The organism is Siphonobacter aquaeclarae, from assembly GCF_900103285.1.
In the GTDB taxonomy this organism is placed as follows: domain Bacteria; phylum Bacteroidota; class Bacteroidia; order Cytophagales; family Spirosomataceae; genus Siphonobacter; species Siphonobacter aquaeclarae.
Window position 1 is genome coordinate 682,351 of sequence record NZ_FNGS01000003.1, and the last position, 19,823, is coordinate 702,173.

Here is a 19,823-nt window from a genome sequence, read left to right on the forward strand (position 1 = left end):
AGATGTTTGGAAATAGGTGCAAGTAAAATATGTCTCGTAGTTTGAGGTTATGTTGAAGCGATCCCTTGTCGATTTTCTTAGCTTTGTAAAGGTCAGTTTCGTAGCAAAAATCGGATAACAGTATGTCAGATATTAATACGATAGTCGAGGAGCTTGTCAAATTTCGAGAAGAGCGAGATTGGGGACAGTTTCATAATCCTAAGGATCTCGCGTTAGCCTTGAGTATTGAAGCGTCAGAGCTTTTAGAGGTGTTTCTTTGGAAGACGCCGGAGCAGGCAAGCATAGAAAAAGTGAAGGAGGAGCTTGCAGACGTGCTATCTTTTGCGTTTCTTCTTGCAGATAGGTATGATTTAGATATCAAAGAGATTGTCTTGACAAAAATTAAGCGAAATGCAGAAAAGTACCCGGTAAGTAAATCGAAAGGAACAGCTAAGAAGTACGATGAACTATGAGTGAAAATTCAAACGTTGTTGTTGAAATATCAAGGCCATTTTTATTTTCAAAAAATGGAATTTTAGAAATTGAAAATAATAAATGGGCGAAAGAAAGATGGCCTGTTGTTTATTTTATTGAAAATAAAGAGAATAAGATTGGTTATATAGGTGAATCGATGAATATTATTTCTCGATTAAATAGTCATTTGCTGAATAAAAAGAAAACAGATCTTCTATGTCAAGTTTCAATAGTAGGGAGTCATCAATTTAATAAGTCTGCCACTCTCGATATTGAATCAAAATTGATCGAATATGTTTCTTCCGAAGGTACCTATCAATTGCTGAATAGCAATATGGGTATCTTGAAGCATTCTTATTATCAGAAGGCGAACTATGGCAAGCTCTTTGAAAAAATATGGGCAGAACTTGTGAAAAAAGGGATAGTAAGAAAGTCTCTTGAAGATATTGAAAACTCTCAGATATTTAAATATTCTCCCTATAAATCTCTTAATGATGATCAACGAAAGTCTATTGTTGAGATATTAAAGGGACTTTCTTCTGACTATCGGCTTAATGAACACTCACAAATACCAGCTAATCAGATATTCGTCGAGGGTAGTGCTGGTACAGGAAAGACGATACTTGCTACTTACTTAATGAAACTTCTAACGACAGAGTTGGATGAGGATGATGAAAGAGATGAAGTAGATGAAGAGATATTCTATCTTAAGCGATTCCGTTCAAAATACTTGAATCCTCGCATTGGGCTAGTTGTTGCTATGACGTCTCTTCGGGAAACCCTGCGAAACGTATTTGCCGCAATACCAGGTTTGTCGAAGTCTATGATAGTTAGTCCGTCTGAAGTCGTTAACGGCGAAAAATATGATTTGTTGATTGTCGACGAATCTCACCGGCTTCGTAAGGATAAAAATATTGGTTGGTCGGGCATTTTTAGAGAAAACAACCGAAAGCTTGGATTAGGAAGTGATGGGGATGAATTGGATTGGATTCGAATGTGTAGTGGACGGCAGATTTTTTTCTATGACAAAGATCAATCTGTTCGTCCTTCAGATGTTGATGAACAAAAGTTTGAAGCGCTTTTAAATGCGAACGACACACTTCGTCTTAAACTACACTCTCAAATGCGCGTCAAAGGAGGGGTAAATTACATTCGATTTGTTGACGATCTTCTGCATCAAAAACTACCTAGTGGGAGTCGATATGAAGTAGAAAATTATGAATTGGTGCTATTTGATTCAATACGTGATTTTTCCAAAGAATTGGAATCTCGAGAGGAAAAATTCAAGTTATGCAGAATGATTGCCGGATATTCTTGGCCTTGGTTATCAAAAAAAGACAAAGTAGCAATTGATATAGAAATAGAAGGCATGAAGTTCCAATGGAATCAAGTTGATAGGGATTGGATTAATTCGCCTACCTCCGTGAATGAAATTGGATGCATACATACTACTCAAGGATACGATCTTAACTATGCAGGAGTTATATTTGGTAGAGAAATTAAATATAATCCTGAGAAAGACGAGATCGAAATTGACAGAAAGTTATATTTTGATATTAATGGCAAAAAGGGTGTATCTAATGATGCAGACCTGAAGGATTATATACTTAATGTGTACAAAAATATGATGTTTAGGGGAATTAAGGGGACGTTTATTTATGTGCATGATGATTCGCTAAGGCAATATTTGAAACAATACATCGCTACATTCCGAAAAGAAAATGAGAAGATAAGATCATCAATCGAATTGCGAGGTGAACGAAAGATGGTTCCTCTCCTTGATATATATGCTGCCGCTGGAAGATTTACGGAAGCTCAATTACATGAGGCGCATCGCTGGGCAGAGGTCGTATTAGAAGAGCAATCTGTTCAGGACTATTTTGTTTGTCAGGTGAAAGGGCCTTCGATGAATAAAAAGATACCGGATGGTTCGTATTGCCTATTTAAGCGCTATTACGGAGGGACTCGTGATGGACAGATAGTTTTGGCTCAAAGTATTCGCTTCAATGACTCGGAATTCGGAGCCGGTTATACAGTGAAAAAATATACCAGCAAAAGGACGATTACTGCGGAAGGATGGACTCATGATGCAATTGTACTTGAATCTATGTCTTATGACGCTGGTTATCTTAACATAACTCTCGAGAAAGAAGGCACTGAACAGCTTAGTATTATTGGAATTTTTGTCAAAGTACTATCGGATTCAACGGAGTTTGAATCATAGTGGCAAATGCGACTTAGATAAAACACCTGCTCGGTAGCGAGCAGGTGTTTTTCCATCTTCGTCGGAATTTCCTGTTCAAACCAGTAACAGCGTAAGTGTCATGCCAATGTAAACAGCCTGTTTCCGAGGTATCAGGATCCTTCCCGTAAAATACGGGCCCGAAAACTGAGCAAACGGTCACTTTCTCCCTAAAAATGAGGAAAAATCAGCGGAGCGGTTTTTCCAGCTTTGCCAGAAACAACCATCTGATCATGGCAAAGACCATTCACCAAGGCCGGAACGTCAAGCGCTTCCGCGAAATGCTCGGTATCAAACAGGAAGCCCTGGCCCTCGGCCTCGGCGACGAGTGGAACCAGCAGAAGATCTCCCTCCTGGAACAAAAGGAAACGCTGGAGCAAGGTTTGTTGGAGCAAGTGGCGAAGGTATTGAAGGTGCCGGTGGAGGCAATTAGGAATTTTGATGAGGAGGTGGCGATCCAGAACATCCAGAATAACTATGACAACGCCATTGTCCACGCCGGTCCAGGATTCAACTACTACTGCTCCTTCAATCCCCTAGATAAGTTGATGGAGTTGGTGGAGGAGAATAGGAGATTGTATGAGCGGTTGTTGGAGAGTGAGAAGAGGACGAGAGAATAGTGAAAGAAATTTCAATAAACATTGGCGATGAGACAGCTTGAAAAATCAAGATATTGCTGTCTATTTATATATATGAATTTGTCGATTTTGGGATCTTTTAATTCAAGATGACACAGGATTATTTCAATAATTCAAGGAGCGTAGGCAGTACTATATATCGATTAGAATTGCGTTTTATGGAAATTGTTTTCCACACATTCATTAATTGAGATGTATGGACTATTCTAAATAAGAATTCTCATCTATGGCTGGATTTTAGATGTAATCTTGATATTCGCATATTCCTCTATGGCTAACATATAGTTGGACACGTCCCAATCGGTGTCTTGATGGATTTTCTCAAACTCTCTTGCCCAACAAATGAAGTTTGATATATCTGCTCTGGAGTCTCCTGAATAATAGCCTTCCAGTCCGGCGTAGTACGATATATCTGCTAGAGTTTCTAGGATCTTGTAGTTCATTTTACGGTTTAAAACATTCTTGATTGTGATATTTTAAAAACTCAGAATCGGGCAAAAACCTATTGGGAAGAATGATTTTTTGATTTTCAAATTTTTGAAAAAAATTAAAAAAATGCTGAGTGTCACGTTTTAGGTAAGGAGATATTTTTATTTCATAATCCGGAGTAATTGTCATATATCCTGTCTCGAATGCCTTATCGTGAAGAGCATTAATTGTAATACCATTTCTCGGATTCAGCCGATTTTTTTCATCGATTCCCCAGGGGCGAATATGTCCTGCTATTAAAAACTCTTCTTGATTGATACCAGTGATGCAACAGGTATTATTATACGCGGCTAATACAGTGCTTCGAAAAAAGGATTGATTTACCCGTACCTTTACAATTTGCTCTCTTGTTTTTCCTTCTTTAGGTAATTCTTCTTCGGAAATATTATTTAATTCTTCGACAGAAGTTCTTTTAAATTGTGCCAATAGCTTTTCACTTTCATAAGGCAATGTGTCCCAGTGATTATAAAAATCATTCCAAATTTCGATATCCAACTTGCTAGTGTTGGAAGCCCCTTTTATACCTCTCATTCTCAAGCTTGGGTCGAGACTTGCAAAATTAACCAATTTTAAAGCGATGGAGCTTGGTGTTCGATTAATTAAATTCGCAAGATGGATGACCTGCGGATTGAGGCGGTGTAAACGGCCAAAGGGTAATTTGCAGTATAAATTTATTGCCAATATTAATTCATCCTTTGTCCATAGTCGCTGGCCTTTTTCCATGATAGTGCATGTCGATTTAAAATCTTTCCAACTTATATATTTAATTCTGAATGTAAAAGCTAGCTTATCGAAGACGGACTGAAATACAGGAGAAGATATAAATTAAAAAAGACAATATAAAAGGCTGGCCCAGATTGTCTCTGAACCAGCCTCTTCTCATTCTCGTCGGGATGGCGGGATTCGAACCCACGACCCCTTGCACCCCATGCAAGTACGCTACCGGACTGCGCCACATCCCGAAAATGTGGGTGCAAATATAGGACGGAAAAGGGCCAAACGCGAGCGGGGAGCGGTATTTTTTCACAAAAGCATAAAAAAATCCTGACCCGCGGGCCAGGATTTTTTGTAATGGCTGGAGGATGAACTAGTTACGTCCGCCTACTGCGCCGGAGGTAGACCGCTGCTGCTGCATCGGGTTTTGCTGCGGAGCGCCGCCTGCGCGTTGCTTGAAGACCTGGAAGCGGGTCGGTTGCGCCGCCTGACGCGGATAGGCGTTGTTTTCGGTGTCGATGTCGGCGATTTCCATGTACGGGTCCAGCGTCCACTGCGTTACCTTCTTGTCGGTCGGGATCACCTTGCGGATCTGTATGTCGTTCATGCGCCAGATTTCGGCCGGGTAGCGGAATACTTCGCTCGTGCCGTCTTCGTACTGCGCCTTCAGGATCACCGGCATGGGCAAACCGCCCTTGTTCTTCACCGTCAGCGTGTAGAAATTCTTGCCGGATTCGAGGAGTTTGCGCTCTTCGTCGGTCAGCGAGGCCAGGTATTCGGCGTATTTCTTCTTTTCGGCATCGGTGACGGCATAGCGGTCGTAGCTGTTGTAGAAGTCCTTCATGTTCGGATTCGCTTCTACGACAGTTTCCTTGATATCTTTCTTGTTGCGCTCTACGGCCAGGGTCTGGCGCTTTTTGTCGTCGATGACTTTCTGAGCGGCTTTCTTCACGGCCGGGTCCATCGGGTCTACGGCAAACCATTCTACTTCCACCAGGTCCTGATCTACGGGTTCTACGCCGTAAAACCAGCCTTTCCAGAACCAGTCGAGGTCCACGCCCGAAGCGTCTTCCATCGTCCGGAAGAAATCTGCCGGCGTCGGGTGCTTGAACGCCCAGCGACGCGCGTATTCCTTAAAGGCATAGTCAAACAGCTCGCGGCCCATGATCGTCTCCCGGAGGATGTTCAGGCCCGTAGCGGGCTTCGCATACGCGTTGGGGCCGAACTGTAATACGTTATCAGAAGACGACATGATCGGTACCTGCGTGCTCGGCGCCGATTTCATGTAATCCACAATGTACTGAGGCTCGCCGCGACGGCTGGGGAAGTTGCGGTCCCACTCCTGCTCGGCCAGGTACTGGCAGAAGGTATTGAGGCCTTCGTCCATCCAGGACCACTGCCGCTCGTCAGAATTGACGATCATCGGGAAGAAGTTGTGCCCTACTTCGTGGATGATAACCCCGATCATGCCATACTTTACTGATTCAGAGTAGGTTCCGTCCGGTTCCGGGCGACCGCCGTTGAAGCTGATCATCGGGTACTCCATCCCGCCGCCGGGCGTGGCGTGGCAGGAAATCGCGACCGGGTACGGGTAGGCAATGGTACGTGCGGAGTAGCTCTTCAGCGTGTGGGCAATTACCTGGGTCGAGTACTTCTCCCACAGCGGGTTGCCTTCTTTCGAGAAGTAGCTCATACAGAGGACTTTCTTGCCCTGTACGTCGGTCATCATGGCGTCCCAGATGAACTTCCGGCTGGAGGTAAACGCGAAATCGCGGACGTTGTCGGCCTTGAAGATCCAGGTTTTCTTGCCGGTAGGCTTGCCTTTTTCGGCGGTAACGGCCTCGTCCTGCGTCACGATGAGCGTCGGATCCTTGAAGTTCTTCTTCGCTTTTTCGAGACGCTCGAGTTGCGTTTTAGACAGAACCTGTGCATAGTTCTGGCACTCGCCGGATGCGCCGACGATGTGGTCGTTCGGCGCTGTGATCGCTACCTTATAGTTACCGAAGGGCACGGTAAACTCGCCCTGGCCGAGGAACTGCTTGTGCTGCCAGCCGTTGACGTCGTCATACACGGCCATCCGCGGGAACCAGTGCGCGATGAAGTAGTTGTAGTTGCCGTCTTTCGGGAAAAACTCCATCCCTGACCGGCCGTAGTAATCCGTGATGTTGTAGTTCCACTCCACCGAGAAGCTGAACGACTGCCCCGTCTTGAGCGGCGCGGGCAGGTCGATGCGCATCATCGTGTGGTTGGTGGTGGTGTGCAACGCATTGCCTTTCAGGTCTTTGACTGAAATAATGTTGTATCCGTACTCCTTCTTGGCGCCGCCGGCGAGCCGGGTGAGCTGCGCGGTAGACATGCCGTCTTCGTTGATGCCGCCGAGCTGCGTGGTAGCGCCGATGGCGTCTTTCTTGAAGAGGTTCTGGTCGAGCTGGATCCACAGATACGGCAGCTCATCGGGCGAATAATTGAAATAGGTAACTGTTTCGGTGCCGATGATGCGCTGGTTGGCGTCGTCGAGCTCCACTTTGATGTCATAGTCGGCTCGCTGCTGCCAGTACTCCTTGCCGGGAGCGCCGGAGGCGGTGCGCGTGGTGTTCGGTGTCGGCAGGGTGGTGCCCATTTGTTCGAAGCGGGTGTTCGCGTTGAACTGTGCCGAGGGAAGATTGCCGCGTTGGGCAAACACAGAAGGGGCGAGGGCACAGACTGTACCCAGCGCCAGAAGCAGACGTCTCATCCGTGATGAAGCTGAAATGATGTAAGTGATAATGGTTCGAAGATAGCAAAAATTCGGGGCAGGTCGAAAGAAGGCATAGATCGTTCGGCCAAAGGCGGGTTTTCGGCGACAAATCGTTGCCGCGTACCAGGGGCGGAGAGAGGAAGCGGCTGCCTTTTATTGAACGATTGGTTAATGAAACCCGCTGTCTTTCAGGCTTTTCCGTTTTCGGGAGAATGTTACGGAATTGTTAACAAGACCCGGTCTAAACTTCACTGTCTGTTAAAAGTGCCGAAAAACTGAGGTAATAAGCCAAACCCAATTTTGTGCCAGCAATGACCAATAGAAAAACTGAAAACTAAAAGGCGAATATGTTACGTCTACTTTTAACGCTCTCCCTAACCTTTACCGGCCTGCTGGCGACAGCCCAGACCGGGGTGATCCGAGGTAAAATCAGCGATGCCAAGACGAAGGAAGGCATCATCGGGGCAACCGTCCGTCTGGAAGGTACCTCGCATGGAACGCAAACCGACGTCAGCGGCGCGTTTGTCATCAACAACATTCCGGCGGGTACGCACAAGGTTTCGGTAACGTACATTTCGTACCAAACCCGCGAAATCCCCAACGTTCGCGTCGAGTCCGGAAACACGACCACACTCGAAACCGAACTCATCGAAGAAGGCAAGACACTCTCTGATGTTGTCGTCCGCGCTTCCCGTTCCACCAATACCGAAGTAGCAGTCATTTCCGAAATCAAGCAGTTCAAGCCGATTGCCGTTGGTATTTCTTCCCTCCAGATTCAAAAATCGCAGGACCGCGACGCGGCAGCTGCCATCCGCCGGGTGCCGGGTGTGTCGATCGTCGACAACCGCTTTGTGATGGTACGGGGTCTGAGTTCCCGTTACAACACGGTCATGGTGAACGACATGATCACGCCTTCTACGGAAGTCGACGTACGTTCTTTCTCTTTTGATCTGATTCCCAGCAACATCCTCGACCGTATGATCATCTTCAAGTCCGGCGCTGCCGAACTTCCGGGTGACTTCGCCGGCGGGGTGATCAAGATTTATACCAAGAAAAAGCCGGACCGCAACTTCACCGACGTAGGAGTGACGCTCGGATACCGCGCTAATACGACATTCAAGGATGTGCAGTCGCACGACCGCGGCAGCATGGCCTGGCTCGGCCTTTGGGACAAGAGCCAGCAGATCCCGACAAGCTTCCCCACTGACGCAGCTACTTTTAATAACCTTCCGGCAGCTGTCCGCTCGTCGTACGCACAACTGTTTCCCAACAGCTGGGCGCTGACGCCGATGACGGTTACCCCCGACATTCGTTTAGCCTTCAACCTGGGCCGCCGCTTCGACATCGGCGAAACCCGTATCAGTAACCTGACGAGTATCAATTATTCCAACACGAACCAGTTTTCCGACATTTCCCTGCGTACGTACAACAACGGGAGCGTCGCCAACGACCTGGCGCAGCGGTACAACGACGCGATGTATCAGCGTCAGACCCGCCTCGGTGTTCTGCACAACTGGGCGTTCAAATTCTCTCCTTCCTTTAATATGGAATGGAAGACGCTCTTTAATCAGCTCGGAAACACCGAAACGACGGTGCGGAACGGAGAAAGTGTTGTTGAAGACCGCGACATTATCTCGTACTCCGAACGATTCGAGAACCGCAGTATCCTGACGAGCCAGCTTTCCGGCGAAAACATCGTTAGCGATCAGCTCAAGCTCGACTGGATGGCCGGCTTCGGCTACACCGGACGCTGGGAGCCCGACTGGAAGCGTGTCCGCTACCAGCGTGAGAAAGTAAGCAGCGGTCCGCAGAACGAATTCACGGTATCCACCCCGAACGACCCCAGCCCGCTGGAATCCGGACGGTTCTGGTCCAAGACCCATGAATTTGTGTATTCCGGCGCCGTCAACGTACAGAAGAAATTCGGCAACCCTGCCGATCGGGAGCCGGCTACCCTGCGTTTCGGCGCCTATGTGGAGCAGAAGGACCGCGATTTCAACGCCCGTTTCTACGGCTATCAGCGCCAGGGCAACATGAGCGGCGTATCCAACCTGCCGATTGATCAGGTATTTGGAAACCAGCACATCGGCGGAGCGGAAGGAAGCTACTCCCTGCGCGACGGTACAAAGGCCATTGACTCCTACAACGCAAGCAATACCTATCTGGCCGGGTATGTAGGCGGTGACGTATACTTCAGCCCGAAAGCCAGCCTGACCCTCGGTTTCCGTGGTGAATACAACATCCGGAAGCTGGGTAACCCGAATGACGCGAGCCTCGTCAACCAGGGAATTTTCAGCCCGCTGCCCTCGCTGAATTTTACGTACAAGCTGAGCGACAAACAAAATCTCCGTCTGGCGTATTCTTACACGGTTAACCGCCCGGAATTCCGGGAGCAGGCGCCCTTCAGCTATTATGATTTCTCGTTCAATGCCGACGTTCGCGGAAACCAGACCCTCAAAACCGCTACGATTCAGAACGTCGATGCGAAGTGGGAACTGTATCCGTCTGACGGTGAGCTGATTTCCGTCACCGGTTTCTACAAGTACTTCCAGAATCCGATCGAAAACTTCCTGCTTCCGCAGGCCAACGGTCTGGCGTATACCTTTATTAATACGAAGAACGCCACCAGTTACGGTATCGAGCTGGAAGCGCGCAAGTCACTGGCTTCCACCGGTGTCAGCTTCCTGAAAAACCTGACGCTGGTCGGAAACGTCTCGCTCATCAAGAGTACCATCAGCCTCGGCGACGTGGTAAAAGCGCCGGACCTCTCCGGAGCCATCCAGGACTATGATCTGAAAGGAATTACTGATACCAAGCGGGCGATGATGAACCAGTCGCCGTACCTCATCAACGCCGGTATCTACTATGCAGCGCCGAGCGGCTGGCAGGCCAATATCCTGTACAACGTCTTCGGTCCCCGGATTTTCGCGGTCGGAAACGTCAACAGCCCGACGGTGTATGAAATGCCGCGGAACGTCATCGACCTGAACGTCAGCAAAACCTTCGCCAAACGCTGGGAAGTACGCGTCGGGATTCAGGACGTGCTGAACCAGGCCTACCGCCTGAGTCAGGATTTCAATCACAATGCCAAAATCGATAAGGACGTCACGTCCCAGACAGCCAATGCCGATCAGGAAATCCGCCGCTTCAAGCGCGGTTCCTACAGCACGGTCAGCCTGGTATACACGTTTGGCCGTTCGATTATCCCATAAAAACCAATAGTACATCCATTTCTTAACTCAAGAAGAGCGCTATGAAGCTGTTCCAATCCCTGCGATACCTGATGCTGGCCGTGGCTGCCGTGCTGTTTGTCGCATCCTGTAACAACGACGATTCGCCTGCACCGGTAGTCACGGTAACGGGAGTCAACCCGACCAGCGGCCCTGTAGGCTCAGACATTACCATTGCCGGTACCGAATTCGGTTCCGACACCACAGGCGTAAAGGTGACGTTCACCGGCGGCGCCCGTGCCAAACTCAAGTCTGTTGCGCCGACGGCCATCGTGGCTACCGTACCTTCCGGAGCGAAAGACGGCCCGATCACGGTTCAGATCGGTACCAAAGCCGCTGTAACGAGCGCTGCTTCGTTTACGCTGGGTAACAAATCAGTTGTAGAAGTAGCCGGTGACATCACCGCCAATACTACCTGGGAAGCATCTAAAGTATACCTCATCAAAGGATTCGTATACGTCAAAGACGGCGTAACCCTGACGATCCAGCCGGGTACCATCATCAAAGGTGCCACGAAGGATCAGGATCCGGCTAAAACCGACAAGGGAGGTACCCTGATCGTTCAGCCGGGTGGCAAGCTGATGGCCGAAGGAACGGCTTCCCAGCCCATCGTCTTCACGTCTTCAAAGCCCGCCGGTAGCCGTAACTACGGTGACTGGGGTGGCGTAGTACTCATCGGTAAGGCTCCGACCAACCGCCCGGGTGCAACCAACTTCGAAGGTGGTATCACCGGTACGACAGGTACTTATAACGTCCCGACGGACAACTCCGGCTCCCTGAAGTATGTGCGTATCGAGTTCGGCGGTATCGCCCTCTCAAACACGGCCAACTCTGAAATCAACGGTCTGACGCTCTACGGCGTAGGTTCAGGTACTACGCTCGACCACATCCAGGTTTCCTACTCCGGTGACGATTCCTACGAGTGGTTCGGCGGTACGGTAAACGCAAAATACCTCGTTGCTTACCGCGGTTGGGATGACGATTGGGATACCGATTGGGGTTTCTCCGGTAAAGTTCAGTTTGCCGTATCTCTCCGTGATCCGGAAGTAGCTGACCAATCCACTTCCAATGGTTTCGAATCCGATAACTTCGATCCGGGTACGCCTGCTACCGATGCGAACAACGGTCTGCCCCTCACCGGCGCTGTGTTTGCCAACGTCAGTAACTTCGTCTTCTCAACGGCTCCGAGCACGGCCAACACGCCGAAAGGCTCAGGCGCTTACGGACGCGGTATGCACCTTCGCCGGAACACGTCGATCAGCATCTTCAACTCGCTGCTCGTAGGCTATCCGGAAGGCCTCCGTCTTGACGGAACGACTACCCTGGCAAACGCTACGGCCAACAACATGCAGCTGCGCGGTATCGTCGTGGCAAATACGCTGACTCCCCTGGCAATCGCCGGTGGCGTGACGCAGGAGCAGGTTACGACCTTCTTCAGCACGGCGGCGTTCATGAACTCCATCGTTACCCTGGCTGACCTCGGTACGCTGAAGCTCAACGCGAAAAACTTCGACCTGACAGCTCCTGCTTTCACGATCGGAACGGATTCCCCGCTGCTGAAAGGCGCTGTCTGGACGGACAAAGGCGCCGATTCATTCTTTACGAAAGTAGATTACCGCGGCGCATTCAACGCTACCGAAAACTGGGTAAGCGGCTGGACGAACTTCGATCCGCAAAACACGAACTACGACAAGTAATCAGTTCAACTGATCTTACGGATTTTTCATATTGGTGTTGCTCGAAAAGCCGGAGGTTCTGCCTCCGGTTTTTTTATGAATTGTTAAAAACGGACATTGATTTATATCATGTAAAGAGATTGAATATATTTAGCTGATAATCAGCCACCCCGCGTTATGAAAAAGAAATATGCAGGAATACTGCTCCTCGCTTTCTTCGCGCTTGTCTCCTGCTCCCGGAAGAAAGATCCCGTTACCCCCATATCCTCTGTTGAGAGCCTCTCCGGTTCGTTTGCGCAGGCGCTGGCCCGTGCGCTCCAGGAAAGGGACGTACGGCAGTTTGTCAAAGAAGAAGCGCTGAAAAAGTCTGACGGAGATTTTGACGTGCTGTACGCCGCCGTCAAAGACCGGAGGCTGGCGGATGGCAGGACGTTCGAAACAGCACTTGCCGCTTATGCCGAACGGGCGGATGTAGAAGGCTGGTCGAGCGGGCGGCCGCTGCTGACCATTTTTGTACCGGAACTTACCCGCTTTTCCGCTGCTTCCTGGGAGGAAGAAGTACCCGATGTAGCGGTAGATGACAATCACTTGCAAGCATCGTCTCAACTGAAAACGTACGGCGCAACGAAAGATCCTTACCTGATTTCGGCCGGCAGCGCTCCGGATTTTCCGGTTGTGGTGGTGAAGGAAAACGAACGGATAGTAGCAAAAAGCAAATCGTCGGGCAGGGATGAATCGTTCGTGGAAAGTCAGTCCAAAACGATCATCTGGGAGACTGCGACACACCGGTTTTACGCCATCGGGGACCAGGATTTGACCGTGTACCCGTCGAGATACAACCTGCCGAGGGATCTGGTATGGCGCTTCAATCAGCAGGATCCGTACTCGGGCCAGCGGGATTGGCTTTACTATTCTATTTTTCCGGCTCAGGGGCGGATGGAGGGCTGGATGAGCACCGGATATTGGGAACATATCCGAAACCTGAGGCTGACTTCCGCGGAGACAATGCGGGCCATCAATAGCCGGTGGACCGAAGGGAAGCTGGAACTTCATATCGTTTTGTGGCGGGTAGATCGCGGCGGAGAATTGCAGGGATTGCTGCGGACGGCGAGTTGTGCCCCGTCTGAATTGGTTAGCAGCGGCAACAAGCTGCTCACGATCGACCCCGATCTGGAACTGACAGGTTGGGACGTCCGGAATGAAGGAGACGAATGGAAGTTTACGGTCTGGGAATATGACCCGGGTACGCCCGTTCTGCGGGATGTGTCGGCCGGAACTACCTTCGGAAACAATTATATGGAGCGAAACGGAATGTTCTGGAAATCCGGTCTGGGGAATGGCAAGGAAGCGGTATTCGGGCGGTCTGCCAGGGCTATGGTACGCCTGACCTCCGGGACGGTAGAGCTCGGAGAAGCCCGCCTCACGTTTGATGCACCCGTAATCCTGAAGCGAAACGGAGAAGAAGCATATGAATTGAACACGATCAGTACCGGAGCTGTCACGTTTGCTGTTGCGCCGGGGTATGTCATTCCTCCGGGGTGGAGGTAGGCAAAAACGCTGACGTATACAGATCCCAGGAGGGGTCAAACCTCAATAGCCCGGGGCAGGAAGCCCCGGGCTATTAAAGTGTTATATTTTCCGGTATATCCCCTTCATTATCAATAAAAAACAACTACCTTTGCGTTCCGTTTCGGCGGAAAGTATGTTTCACACTAAGTTCAGTCTGCTCCGTCCGGCGGGCTGATGTATCTCAGGACGAGCCAATTCTCTATTATGGCAAACAATCAGTTAACGGATTTCGATTGGGACCACGCTGATAACCGCGGCTTTGGCAGCGGCTATTCCCAGGCTGAGCGTGAAAAACTGGCTGCTCTGTACGAAGGTACCCTGAGCCAGGTTGCTGAAAAAGAAGTAGTGAAAGGAATCGTTGTAGGTGTGACCGATCGTGAAGTCATCCTCAACATCGGATTCAAGTCAGATGGTATGGTTCCCCGCGCGGAATTCCGCGATATGCCGGAACTCAAAGCCGGTGACGAAGTAGAAGTCTACATCGAAAACCAGGAAGATCCCAACGGACAGCTGATCCTCTCCCGCAAGAAGGCGAAGGTCATCACCGCATGGGATAATATCCAGAAGGCTCTCGACCAGGATCTCGTCATCGACGGATTCGTCAAGCGCCGGACGAAGGGTGGTCTCATCGTCGATATCTACGGCATCGAGGCGTTCCTCCCCGGTTCTCAGATCGACGTCAAGCCGATCCGCGATTTCGACGTATTCGTCGGCAAGCGGATGGAAGTGAAAGTCGTGAAGATCAACTACGCAAACGACAACGTTGTCGTTTCGCACAAGGTCCTCATCGAGAAAGACCTCGAGCAGCAGCGTCAGCAAATCCTGACGAACCTCGAAAAGGGTCAGGTACTCGAAGGGGTGATCAAAAACATGACCAATTTCGGTGTGTTCATCGATCTGGGTGGTGTAGATGGTCTCCTCCACATTACCGACATCTCCTGGGGCCGGATCAATCACCCGAGCGAAGTCCTCAAACTGGACCAGCGCATTCAGGTGGTTGTGCTCGACTTCGACGAGGACAAGAAGCGTATCTCTCTCGGCATGAAGCAACTCACGGCTCACCCCTGGGAAGCTCTCCCCGCCGAAGTGGAGCCGGGCGCCCGCGTGAAAGGCAAGATCGTGAACGTAGCCGATTACGGCGCGTTCCTCGAAGTTCAGCCGGGCGTGGAAGGTCTGATCCACGTTTCAGAAATGTCGTGGTCACAACACCTGCGTAACCCGCAGGATTTCCTCAAGGTAGGCGACGAAATCGAAGCCGTAGTCCTGACGATCGACCGCAGCGAGCGCAAGATGTCCCTCGGCATCAAGCAACTCACCGCAGATCCCTGGACCCGTCCGGAACTCCTCTCGAAGTACGCTCCGGGAACGAAGCACTCCGGTACGGTACGTAACCTGACCAACTTCGGCCTCTTCCTCGAAATGGAAGAAGGTATCGACGGTCTGGTACACGTATCTGACCTGTCCTGGACCCGCAAAATCAAGCACCCGTCTGAGTACACCAAGGTTGGTGACAAGATGGATGTCGTGGTTCTCGAACTCGACGCCGACAACCGTCGTCTGTCTCTCGGCCACAAGCAACTCGAAGAGAACCCCTGGGATACCTTCGAAGGCGTGTTCACGATCGGTTCCGTACACAAGGGTACGATCCTCTCCAAGTCTGACAAGTTCGCTCAAATCGAGCTGCCCTACGGTATCGAAGGTCAGTGCCCGATCAAGCAACTCGGCAAGGAAGACGGTTCTACTCCGGAAATCGGTGAGTCTCTCGACTTCAAAGTGATCGAATTCCACAAGGAAGAACGCCGTATCGTCGTTTCCGCTACCCGCGTATGGAGCGACGTGAAAGACGAAGCACGCGCCGAAGAGAAAAAGAAGACTCAGAAAGTGGTTGAGAAAACCAACTCTTCTTCTGAGAAATCCACTCTCGGTGACCTCGACGCCCTGGCTGCCCTGAAAGAGCAGCTCGAGCGTGGCGGAAAATAATTCCTCCCGAATCGGGTGAAAAGGCGGACTTAGGTCCGCCTTTTCTGTTTTTATACCCGGCTGATAATCAAAGAATTGTCAGATTTACCTGACGATATGATAAAAAATCGGCGGATTGCATGTGAAAACTATCCGTTTCTGCCTATTTTTGCAGCCTCGAATGGCAAAAGTGCCGGCACGAGAAAAACACGGTACCATGGCCGAGAGGCTAGGCAGAGGTCTGCAAAACCTCCCACAGCGGTTCGAATCCGCTTGGTACCTCTTCAAAAATCCCTGAGTTCGCTCGGGGTTTTTTGTTTCGCAGCCGGCTGAGTTTCTTCTTTTCTCTGTATCATGTCGAACAAAAAAATCACTTCCGCCCTTCTCTCCGTCTACCACAAGGAAGGTCTCGCTCCCATCGTCGAATCACTCCACGCCCAGGGCGTAAAACTGTACTCGACCGGAGGTACGCAGTCTTTCATCGAAGAAATGGGCATACCGGTGACGCCGGTGGAAGACCTGACCAGCTACCCGTCGATCTTCGGCGGACGGGTCAAGACCCTCCACCCGAAAATCTTCGGCGGTATCCTCTACCGCCGCGGCAACGAAGACGACGTCAAAACGGCCGAACAATATGAGATTGCCCCGATCGACCTCGTCGTCGTGGACCTCTACCCGTTCGAAGAAACCGTCGCCGCCGGAGGAAGTGCAGACGACATCATCGAGAAAATTGACATCGGAGGGATCTCCCTCATCCGCGGCGCGGCGAAGAACTTTGAAGACGTCGTCATCGTCTCCCACCGGAGCCAGTACGCCGACCTCCTCCGCGTGCTCAATGAACATTCGGGTACGACTACCCTCGAACTGCGCCGCTACTTCGCGACGCTGGCCTTCGGCGTATCGTCCCACTACGACTCCGCCATTCACCAGTGGTTTGCCGGCCAGACGTTCCCGGATCGCCCGGCAGACGTCTTCAACTTCAAGTACCTTCCTCAGAACTCCCTCCGCTACGGCGAAAACCCGCACCAGTCTGCTCATTTTTACGGCGACCTGGAAGGCCTTTTCGACAAGCTCAACGGAAAGGAACTGTCGTACAATAACCTGGTGGACGTAGACGCAGCGGTACAACTCATTGACGAGTTTACCGACACGACTTTCGTCATCATCAAGCATACCAACGCCTGCGGCGTGGCTACGGCGCCCACCGCAAAACAGGCTTACCTCAACGCCCTGTCCTGCGATCCGGTATCTGCCTTTGGCGGCGTGATCGTAACCAATGCGAAGGTTGATCTCGAAACGGCCGAAGAACTGAACAAGCTCTTCATGGAAATTCTCATCGCGCCGGACTACGACGACGCGGCGATCGAACTCCTCAAGTCAAAGAAGAACCGCATCCTGCTCAAGCGCAAGAACGTTCCGGCTGTCAAGCACATGTTCAAAACCATCCTGAACGGCGTACTCGTGCAGGACAAGGACAACGCGACCGAAGCAGCGACGGAAATGACGCCGAAGACGGAGAAAGTTCCGACAGAAAGCGAATACAAAGCCCTCGAATTTGCGCTGAAGGTGTGCAAGCACACGAAATCGAATACGATCGTTCTCGCGAAGGAAAACCAGCTCCTCGCCAGCGGCGTCGGGCAAACCTCACGCGTGGATGCCCTCAAGCAGGCGATCGTGAAGGCGGCTGAGTTTGGGTTTGACCTGAACGGTGCGGTGATGGCGTCTGATGCGTTCTTCCCGTTTGCCGACTGCGTCGAAATCGCCCATCAGGCAGGTGTCACGGCTGTTGTACAGCCCGGCGGCTCGGTACGGGATCAGGATTCGATTGATTTCTGCAACAAAAACGGACTGGCGATGGTCTTCACGGGCGTTCGTCACTTCAAGCACTAAGCATTACTGCTGAATATCGGAAAGCCCGCTTTCATTCGGAAGCGGGCTTTTTGTTTTTCTTACGGACTTCACAGACGACACAGACAGGTAATCGCATAGCTGGTGGAATATCCCTTCTGTGTATTCTGTGCTTTCTGTGAGACAATTCTTTTTTTCTCACAGAAAACACAGAATACACAGAAAGTAACTGGTAGTATTTGCCTGGGCTACTTCGCCGCCTGTTATTCCCCGCAGCCAATGTCTGTGTCGTCCGCGAAGTCTGTGAGAAAACACACCAGGATAAGATCCGCTATCATGTTGGTAAATTTCATATAGAGAATAGGAAGATTTTTTGCTCAACGTCAATGGATATCTATTTTTGTGTCCCCGGGACACGTTGAGCCGGATATCCCAAATTTTAATGAGAAAGGAGTAGTGGTACCCCGAAACTTTTCCGGTCTTCCTTTTTGCAATCCCTTTTTCAGCACCGATGGCAAAGTTGGTACCGCACGATGAGGCCCTGATGGCCGAACTCTGGGTCCGGTTCAAAGCCGGCGATGAGCAGGCCTTTGACCTGCTGACCGAGAGGCGGTACCGTACCCTTTTCAACTACGCCACGCGCTTTTCCAAAGACCGGGAGTTTATCAAAGACTGCATTCAGGATTTGTTTCTGGAACTATGGAACCGCCGGCAATCCATCGTCACCACACCCTACGTCACGATTTACCTGATCAAATCCCTGCGCAACAACCTGCTCCGCAAACAAAAGCAGCTGCGGCAATGGGAGTTCAGTCAGGACGAGTGGGACGGCGAATGGAGCGACGGATGGACCGTTGAAGAAGAGTGGATCTCCTCCGAATTCACACACGAAAGCCAGGCGAGTCTCCGCCAGGCCATTCAGGCGCTGCCCAGGCGCCAGCAGGAAGTTATTTTCCTCAAGTTTTACGAAGGCCTCAGCAACGAAGCCATCGCGCAGGTCATGGAAGTAGAAAACCAGACCGTTGCCAATTTCCTCTACCGGGCGCTTTCCCAGCTCCGGAATACCATGCCGGCGCTGGTTCGCGTACTGGCATTCTTCCTCTTCTTTCCCTGATTCATTTTTTTCAAAAAAACCGCTACAGAAAAGAGTATACCGCCGGAAGGGGGTACTATTTATTCTTACTGAGCGAAAAAGTGCAATTCAACCTATGCTAGATTATACAGACTACACGGTAGAGCAGCTGATTCTGCACGAAGCGTTCCGGAAATGGGTATTGCATCCGGAAGACGAAGACGTTCGCTACTGGAATGAGTGGCTGAACCGCTATCCGCACCGCCGGGCGGATGTGGCGCGTGCCGCGCGGTTTGTCCGCGAACTGCATGATGCACACGAGGAGTTGTCGGACGACGAACTGCGTGAGGAAGTCGGCAAACTGGCAGCCCTCCGCCGGTCTGCCAAACCTGTTCGCCGGACCTTCGGTCTCTTCCGGGTGGCAGCGGCAGTTGCTGTGCTCGTGCTGGCCGGCTATGCGTTTTTCCACTACCGTGACGTGCCGGCTACTGCCTACGAAGCACAAAAGGAACGCCTGGAGGCAGTCAGTACCACAACGGAGGTAGCCAACAGCGGGTCGGCCGAACAGCCGGTCACCCTGCCCGACGGCAGTGTCGTCACCCTGGCCCCCGGCAGTCGCATCAGCTATGCCAAAGCCTTTGACGGCGCCACGCGGGAGGTAACGTTGAGCGGGGAGGCGTTCTTCCAGGTCGTCCGGCGGCCGGAGCAGCCCTTTCTCGTGTATGCCAACGACCTCGTGACGAAAGTCCTCGGTACCAGTTTCCGGATCCGGGCGTTCGAATCCGACCGGGAAGTGAAGGTGATCGTCAAAACCGGGAAGGTGTCGGTCTTCCGGAACAAAACGACGGAGGGAACCCTGTTCCTGACACCGAACCAGCAGGCGACGTTCGACCGGGAAGACGGCGCGCTCGCATCCACGCTCGTAAGCCGTCCGGAGCCGGTAGTTGCGCCGTCCGTACATGCCTTTACGTTCGACCATACGCCTGTAGCGGAAGCGCTCGGAACGCTCGGGAAAGTATACGGCGTAGAGATCGACTATGATGCCCGCGCACTGGAACGTTGCGAGATCAACGCCGAAATGGACCGGGAAAGCCTGTTTGAAAAACTGGACCTGATCTGCAAGGCAATCGATGCGCGGTATGAAGTAACCGGCACCAAAATCATCATCCATGCGAAGGGCTGCTGACCCCCAAACG

Annotated in this window: 12 protein-coding genes and 2 tRNA genes; 11 read left to right on the plus strand and 3 right to left on the minus strand. The window is 51.0% G+C overall.

Annotated features, from left to right (window positions below; translation table 11 throughout):
* The first annotated feature begins 122 nt into the window (after positions 1-122).
* From BLR09_RS10020 to BLR09_RS10030, 3 genes are all read left to right on the plus strand, one after another.
* Positions 123-452 carry a nucleotide pyrophosphohydrolase gene (locus BLR09_RS10020; RefSeq protein WP_093201141.1) on the plus strand — a complete coding sequence of 110 codons (330 nt, stop codon included), beginning with the start codon at positions 123-125 and terminating at the stop codon, positions 450-452.
* Positions 449-2,677, plus strand: a complete 2,229-nt coding sequence (locus tag BLR09_RS10025; RefSeq protein WP_093201144.1) for a DNA/RNA helicase domain-containing protein — start codon at positions 449-451, stop codon at positions 2,675-2,677. Before BLR09_RS10020 ends, BLR09_RS10025 begins: the two co-directional genes overlap by 4 nt.
* 251 nt (positions 2,678-2,928) lie before the next feature.
* Complete coding sequence (locus tag BLR09_RS10030) at positions 2,929-3,315, plus strand: helix-turn-helix domain-containing protein (RefSeq protein WP_093201468.1); 387 nt, start codon at positions 2,929-2,931, stop codon at positions 3,313-3,315.
* Between the two features lie 462 nt (positions 3,316-3,777).
* Here the strand turns inward: BLR09_RS10030 and BLR09_RS10040 are convergent, their stop codons facing one another.
* From BLR09_RS10040 to BLR09_RS10050, 3 genes are all read right to left on the minus strand, one after another.
* Complete coding sequence (locus BLR09_RS10040; protein WP_093201149.1) at positions 3,778-4,545, minus strand: HNH endonuclease; 768 nt, start codon at positions 4,543-4,545, stop codon at positions 3,778-3,780.
* A 165-nt stretch (positions 4,546-4,710) separates the two neighbouring features.
* Positions 4,711-4,784 (minus strand) — tRNA-Pro (locus BLR09_RS10045).
* A gap of 125 nt (positions 4,785-4,909) precedes the next feature.
* On the minus strand, positions 4,910-7,270 hold the full coding sequence (locus BLR09_RS10050; protein ID WP_093201152.1) for a M1 family metallopeptidase: 2,361 nt from the start codon (positions 7,268-7,270) through the stop codon (positions 4,910-4,912).
* Between the two features lie 350 nt (positions 7,271-7,620).
* Here BLR09_RS10050 and BLR09_RS10055 point away from each other — a divergent pair, with 350 nt between their 5' ends.
* The 8 genes from BLR09_RS10055 (at position 7,621) to BLR09_RS10090 (ending at position 19,813) form a co-directional block, all read left to right on the plus strand.
* Positions 7,621-10,485 carry a TonB-dependent receptor gene (locus BLR09_RS10055; RefSeq protein WP_093201154.1) on the plus strand — a complete coding sequence of 955 codons (2,865 nt, stop codon included), beginning with the start codon at positions 7,621-7,623 and terminating at the stop codon, positions 10,483-10,485.
* A gap of 41 nt (positions 10,486-10,526) precedes the next feature.
* On the plus strand, positions 10,527-12,200 hold the full coding sequence (locus tag BLR09_RS10060; protein ID WP_093201157.1) for an IPT/TIG domain-containing protein: 1,674 nt from the start codon (positions 10,527-10,529) through the stop codon (positions 12,198-12,200).
* A gap of 156 nt (positions 12,201-12,356) precedes the next feature.
* Positions 12,357-13,727, plus strand: a complete 1,371-nt coding sequence (locus BLR09_RS10065) for a hypothetical protein (RefSeq protein ID WP_093201159.1) — start codon at positions 12,357-12,359, stop codon at positions 13,725-13,727.
* Between the two features lie 225 nt (positions 13,728-13,952).
* Positions 13,953-15,728, plus strand: coding sequence for a 30S ribosomal protein S1 (gene rpsA, locus BLR09_RS10070; RefSeq protein ID WP_093201162.1), 1,776 nt, complete (start codon positions 13,953-13,955; stop codon positions 15,726-15,728).
* A gap of 190 nt (positions 15,729-15,918) precedes the next feature.
* Positions 15,919-15,989: transfer RNA gene (locus tag BLR09_RS10075), tRNA-Cys, on the plus strand.
* A gap of 72 nt (positions 15,990-16,061) precedes the next feature.
* Positions 16,062-17,597: a bifunctional phosphoribosylaminoimidazolecarboxamide formyltransferase/IMP cyclohydrolase gene (purH, locus tag BLR09_RS10080; RefSeq protein ID WP_093201164.1), complete on the plus strand. Its 1,536-nt coding sequence runs from the start codon at positions 16,062-16,064 to the stop codon at positions 17,595-17,597.
* Between the two features lie 469 nt (positions 17,598-18,066).
* Entirely contained in the window at positions 18,067-18,669 is a 603-nt protein-coding gene (locus tag BLR09_RS10085; protein ID WP_093201167.1) for an RNA polymerase sigma factor, read from the plus strand.
* Between the two features lie 94 nt (positions 18,670-18,763).
* Positions 18,764-19,813, plus strand: a complete 1,050-nt coding sequence (locus BLR09_RS10090) for a FecR family protein (RefSeq protein WP_093201170.1) — start codon at positions 18,764-18,766, stop codon at positions 19,811-19,813.
* Positions 19,814-19,823 lie beyond the last annotated feature (10 nt).

Bases quoted from the DNA above. Each gene is read 5' to 3' on its own strand.
- BLR09_RS10040 (WP_093201149.1), bottom strand. From the start codon at position 4,545: ATGGAAAAAGGCCAGCGACTATGGACAAAGGATGAATTAATATTGGCA.
- BLR09_RS10020 (WP_093201141.1), top strand. From the start codon at position 123: ATGTCAGATATTAATACGATAGTCGAGGAGCTTGTCAAATTTCGAGAA.
- BLR09_RS10050 (WP_093201152.1), bottom strand. From the start codon at position 7,270: ATGAGACGTCTGCTTCTGGCGCTGGGTACAGTCTGTGCCCTCGCCCCT.
- BLR09_RS10055 (WP_093201154.1), top strand. From the start codon at position 7,621: ATGTTACGTCTACTTTTAACGCTCTCCCTAACCTTTACCGGCCTGCTG.
- purH (WP_093201164.1), top strand. From the start codon at position 16,062: ATGTCGAACAAAAAAATCACTTCCGCCCTTCTCTCCGTCTACCACAAG.
- BLR09_RS10065 (WP_093201159.1), top strand. From the start codon at position 12,357: ATGAAAAAGAAATATGCAGGAATACTGCTCCTCGCTTTCTTCGCGCTT.
- BLR09_RS10085 (WP_093201167.1), top strand. From the start codon at position 18,067: ATGGCAAAGTTGGTACCGCACGATGAGGCCCTGATGGCCGAACTCTGG.
- BLR09_RS10090 (WP_093201170.1), top strand. From the start codon at position 18,764: ATGCTAGATTATACAGACTACACGGTAGAGCAGCTGATTCTGCACGAA.
- BLR09_RS10060 (WP_093201157.1), top strand. From the start codon at position 10,527: ATGAAGCTGTTCCAATCCCTGCGATACCTGATGCTGGCCGTGGCTGCC.
- BLR09_RS10030 (WP_093201468.1), top strand. From the start codon at position 2,929: ATGGCAAAGACCATTCACCAAGGCCGGAACGTCAAGCGCTTCCGCGAA.
- BLR09_RS10025 (WP_093201144.1), top strand. From the start codon at position 449: ATGAGTGAAAATTCAAACGTTGTTGTTGAAATATCAAGGCCATTTTTA.
- rpsA (WP_093201162.1), top strand. From the start codon at position 13,953: ATGGCAAACAATCAGTTAACGGATTTCGATTGGGACCACGCTGATAAC.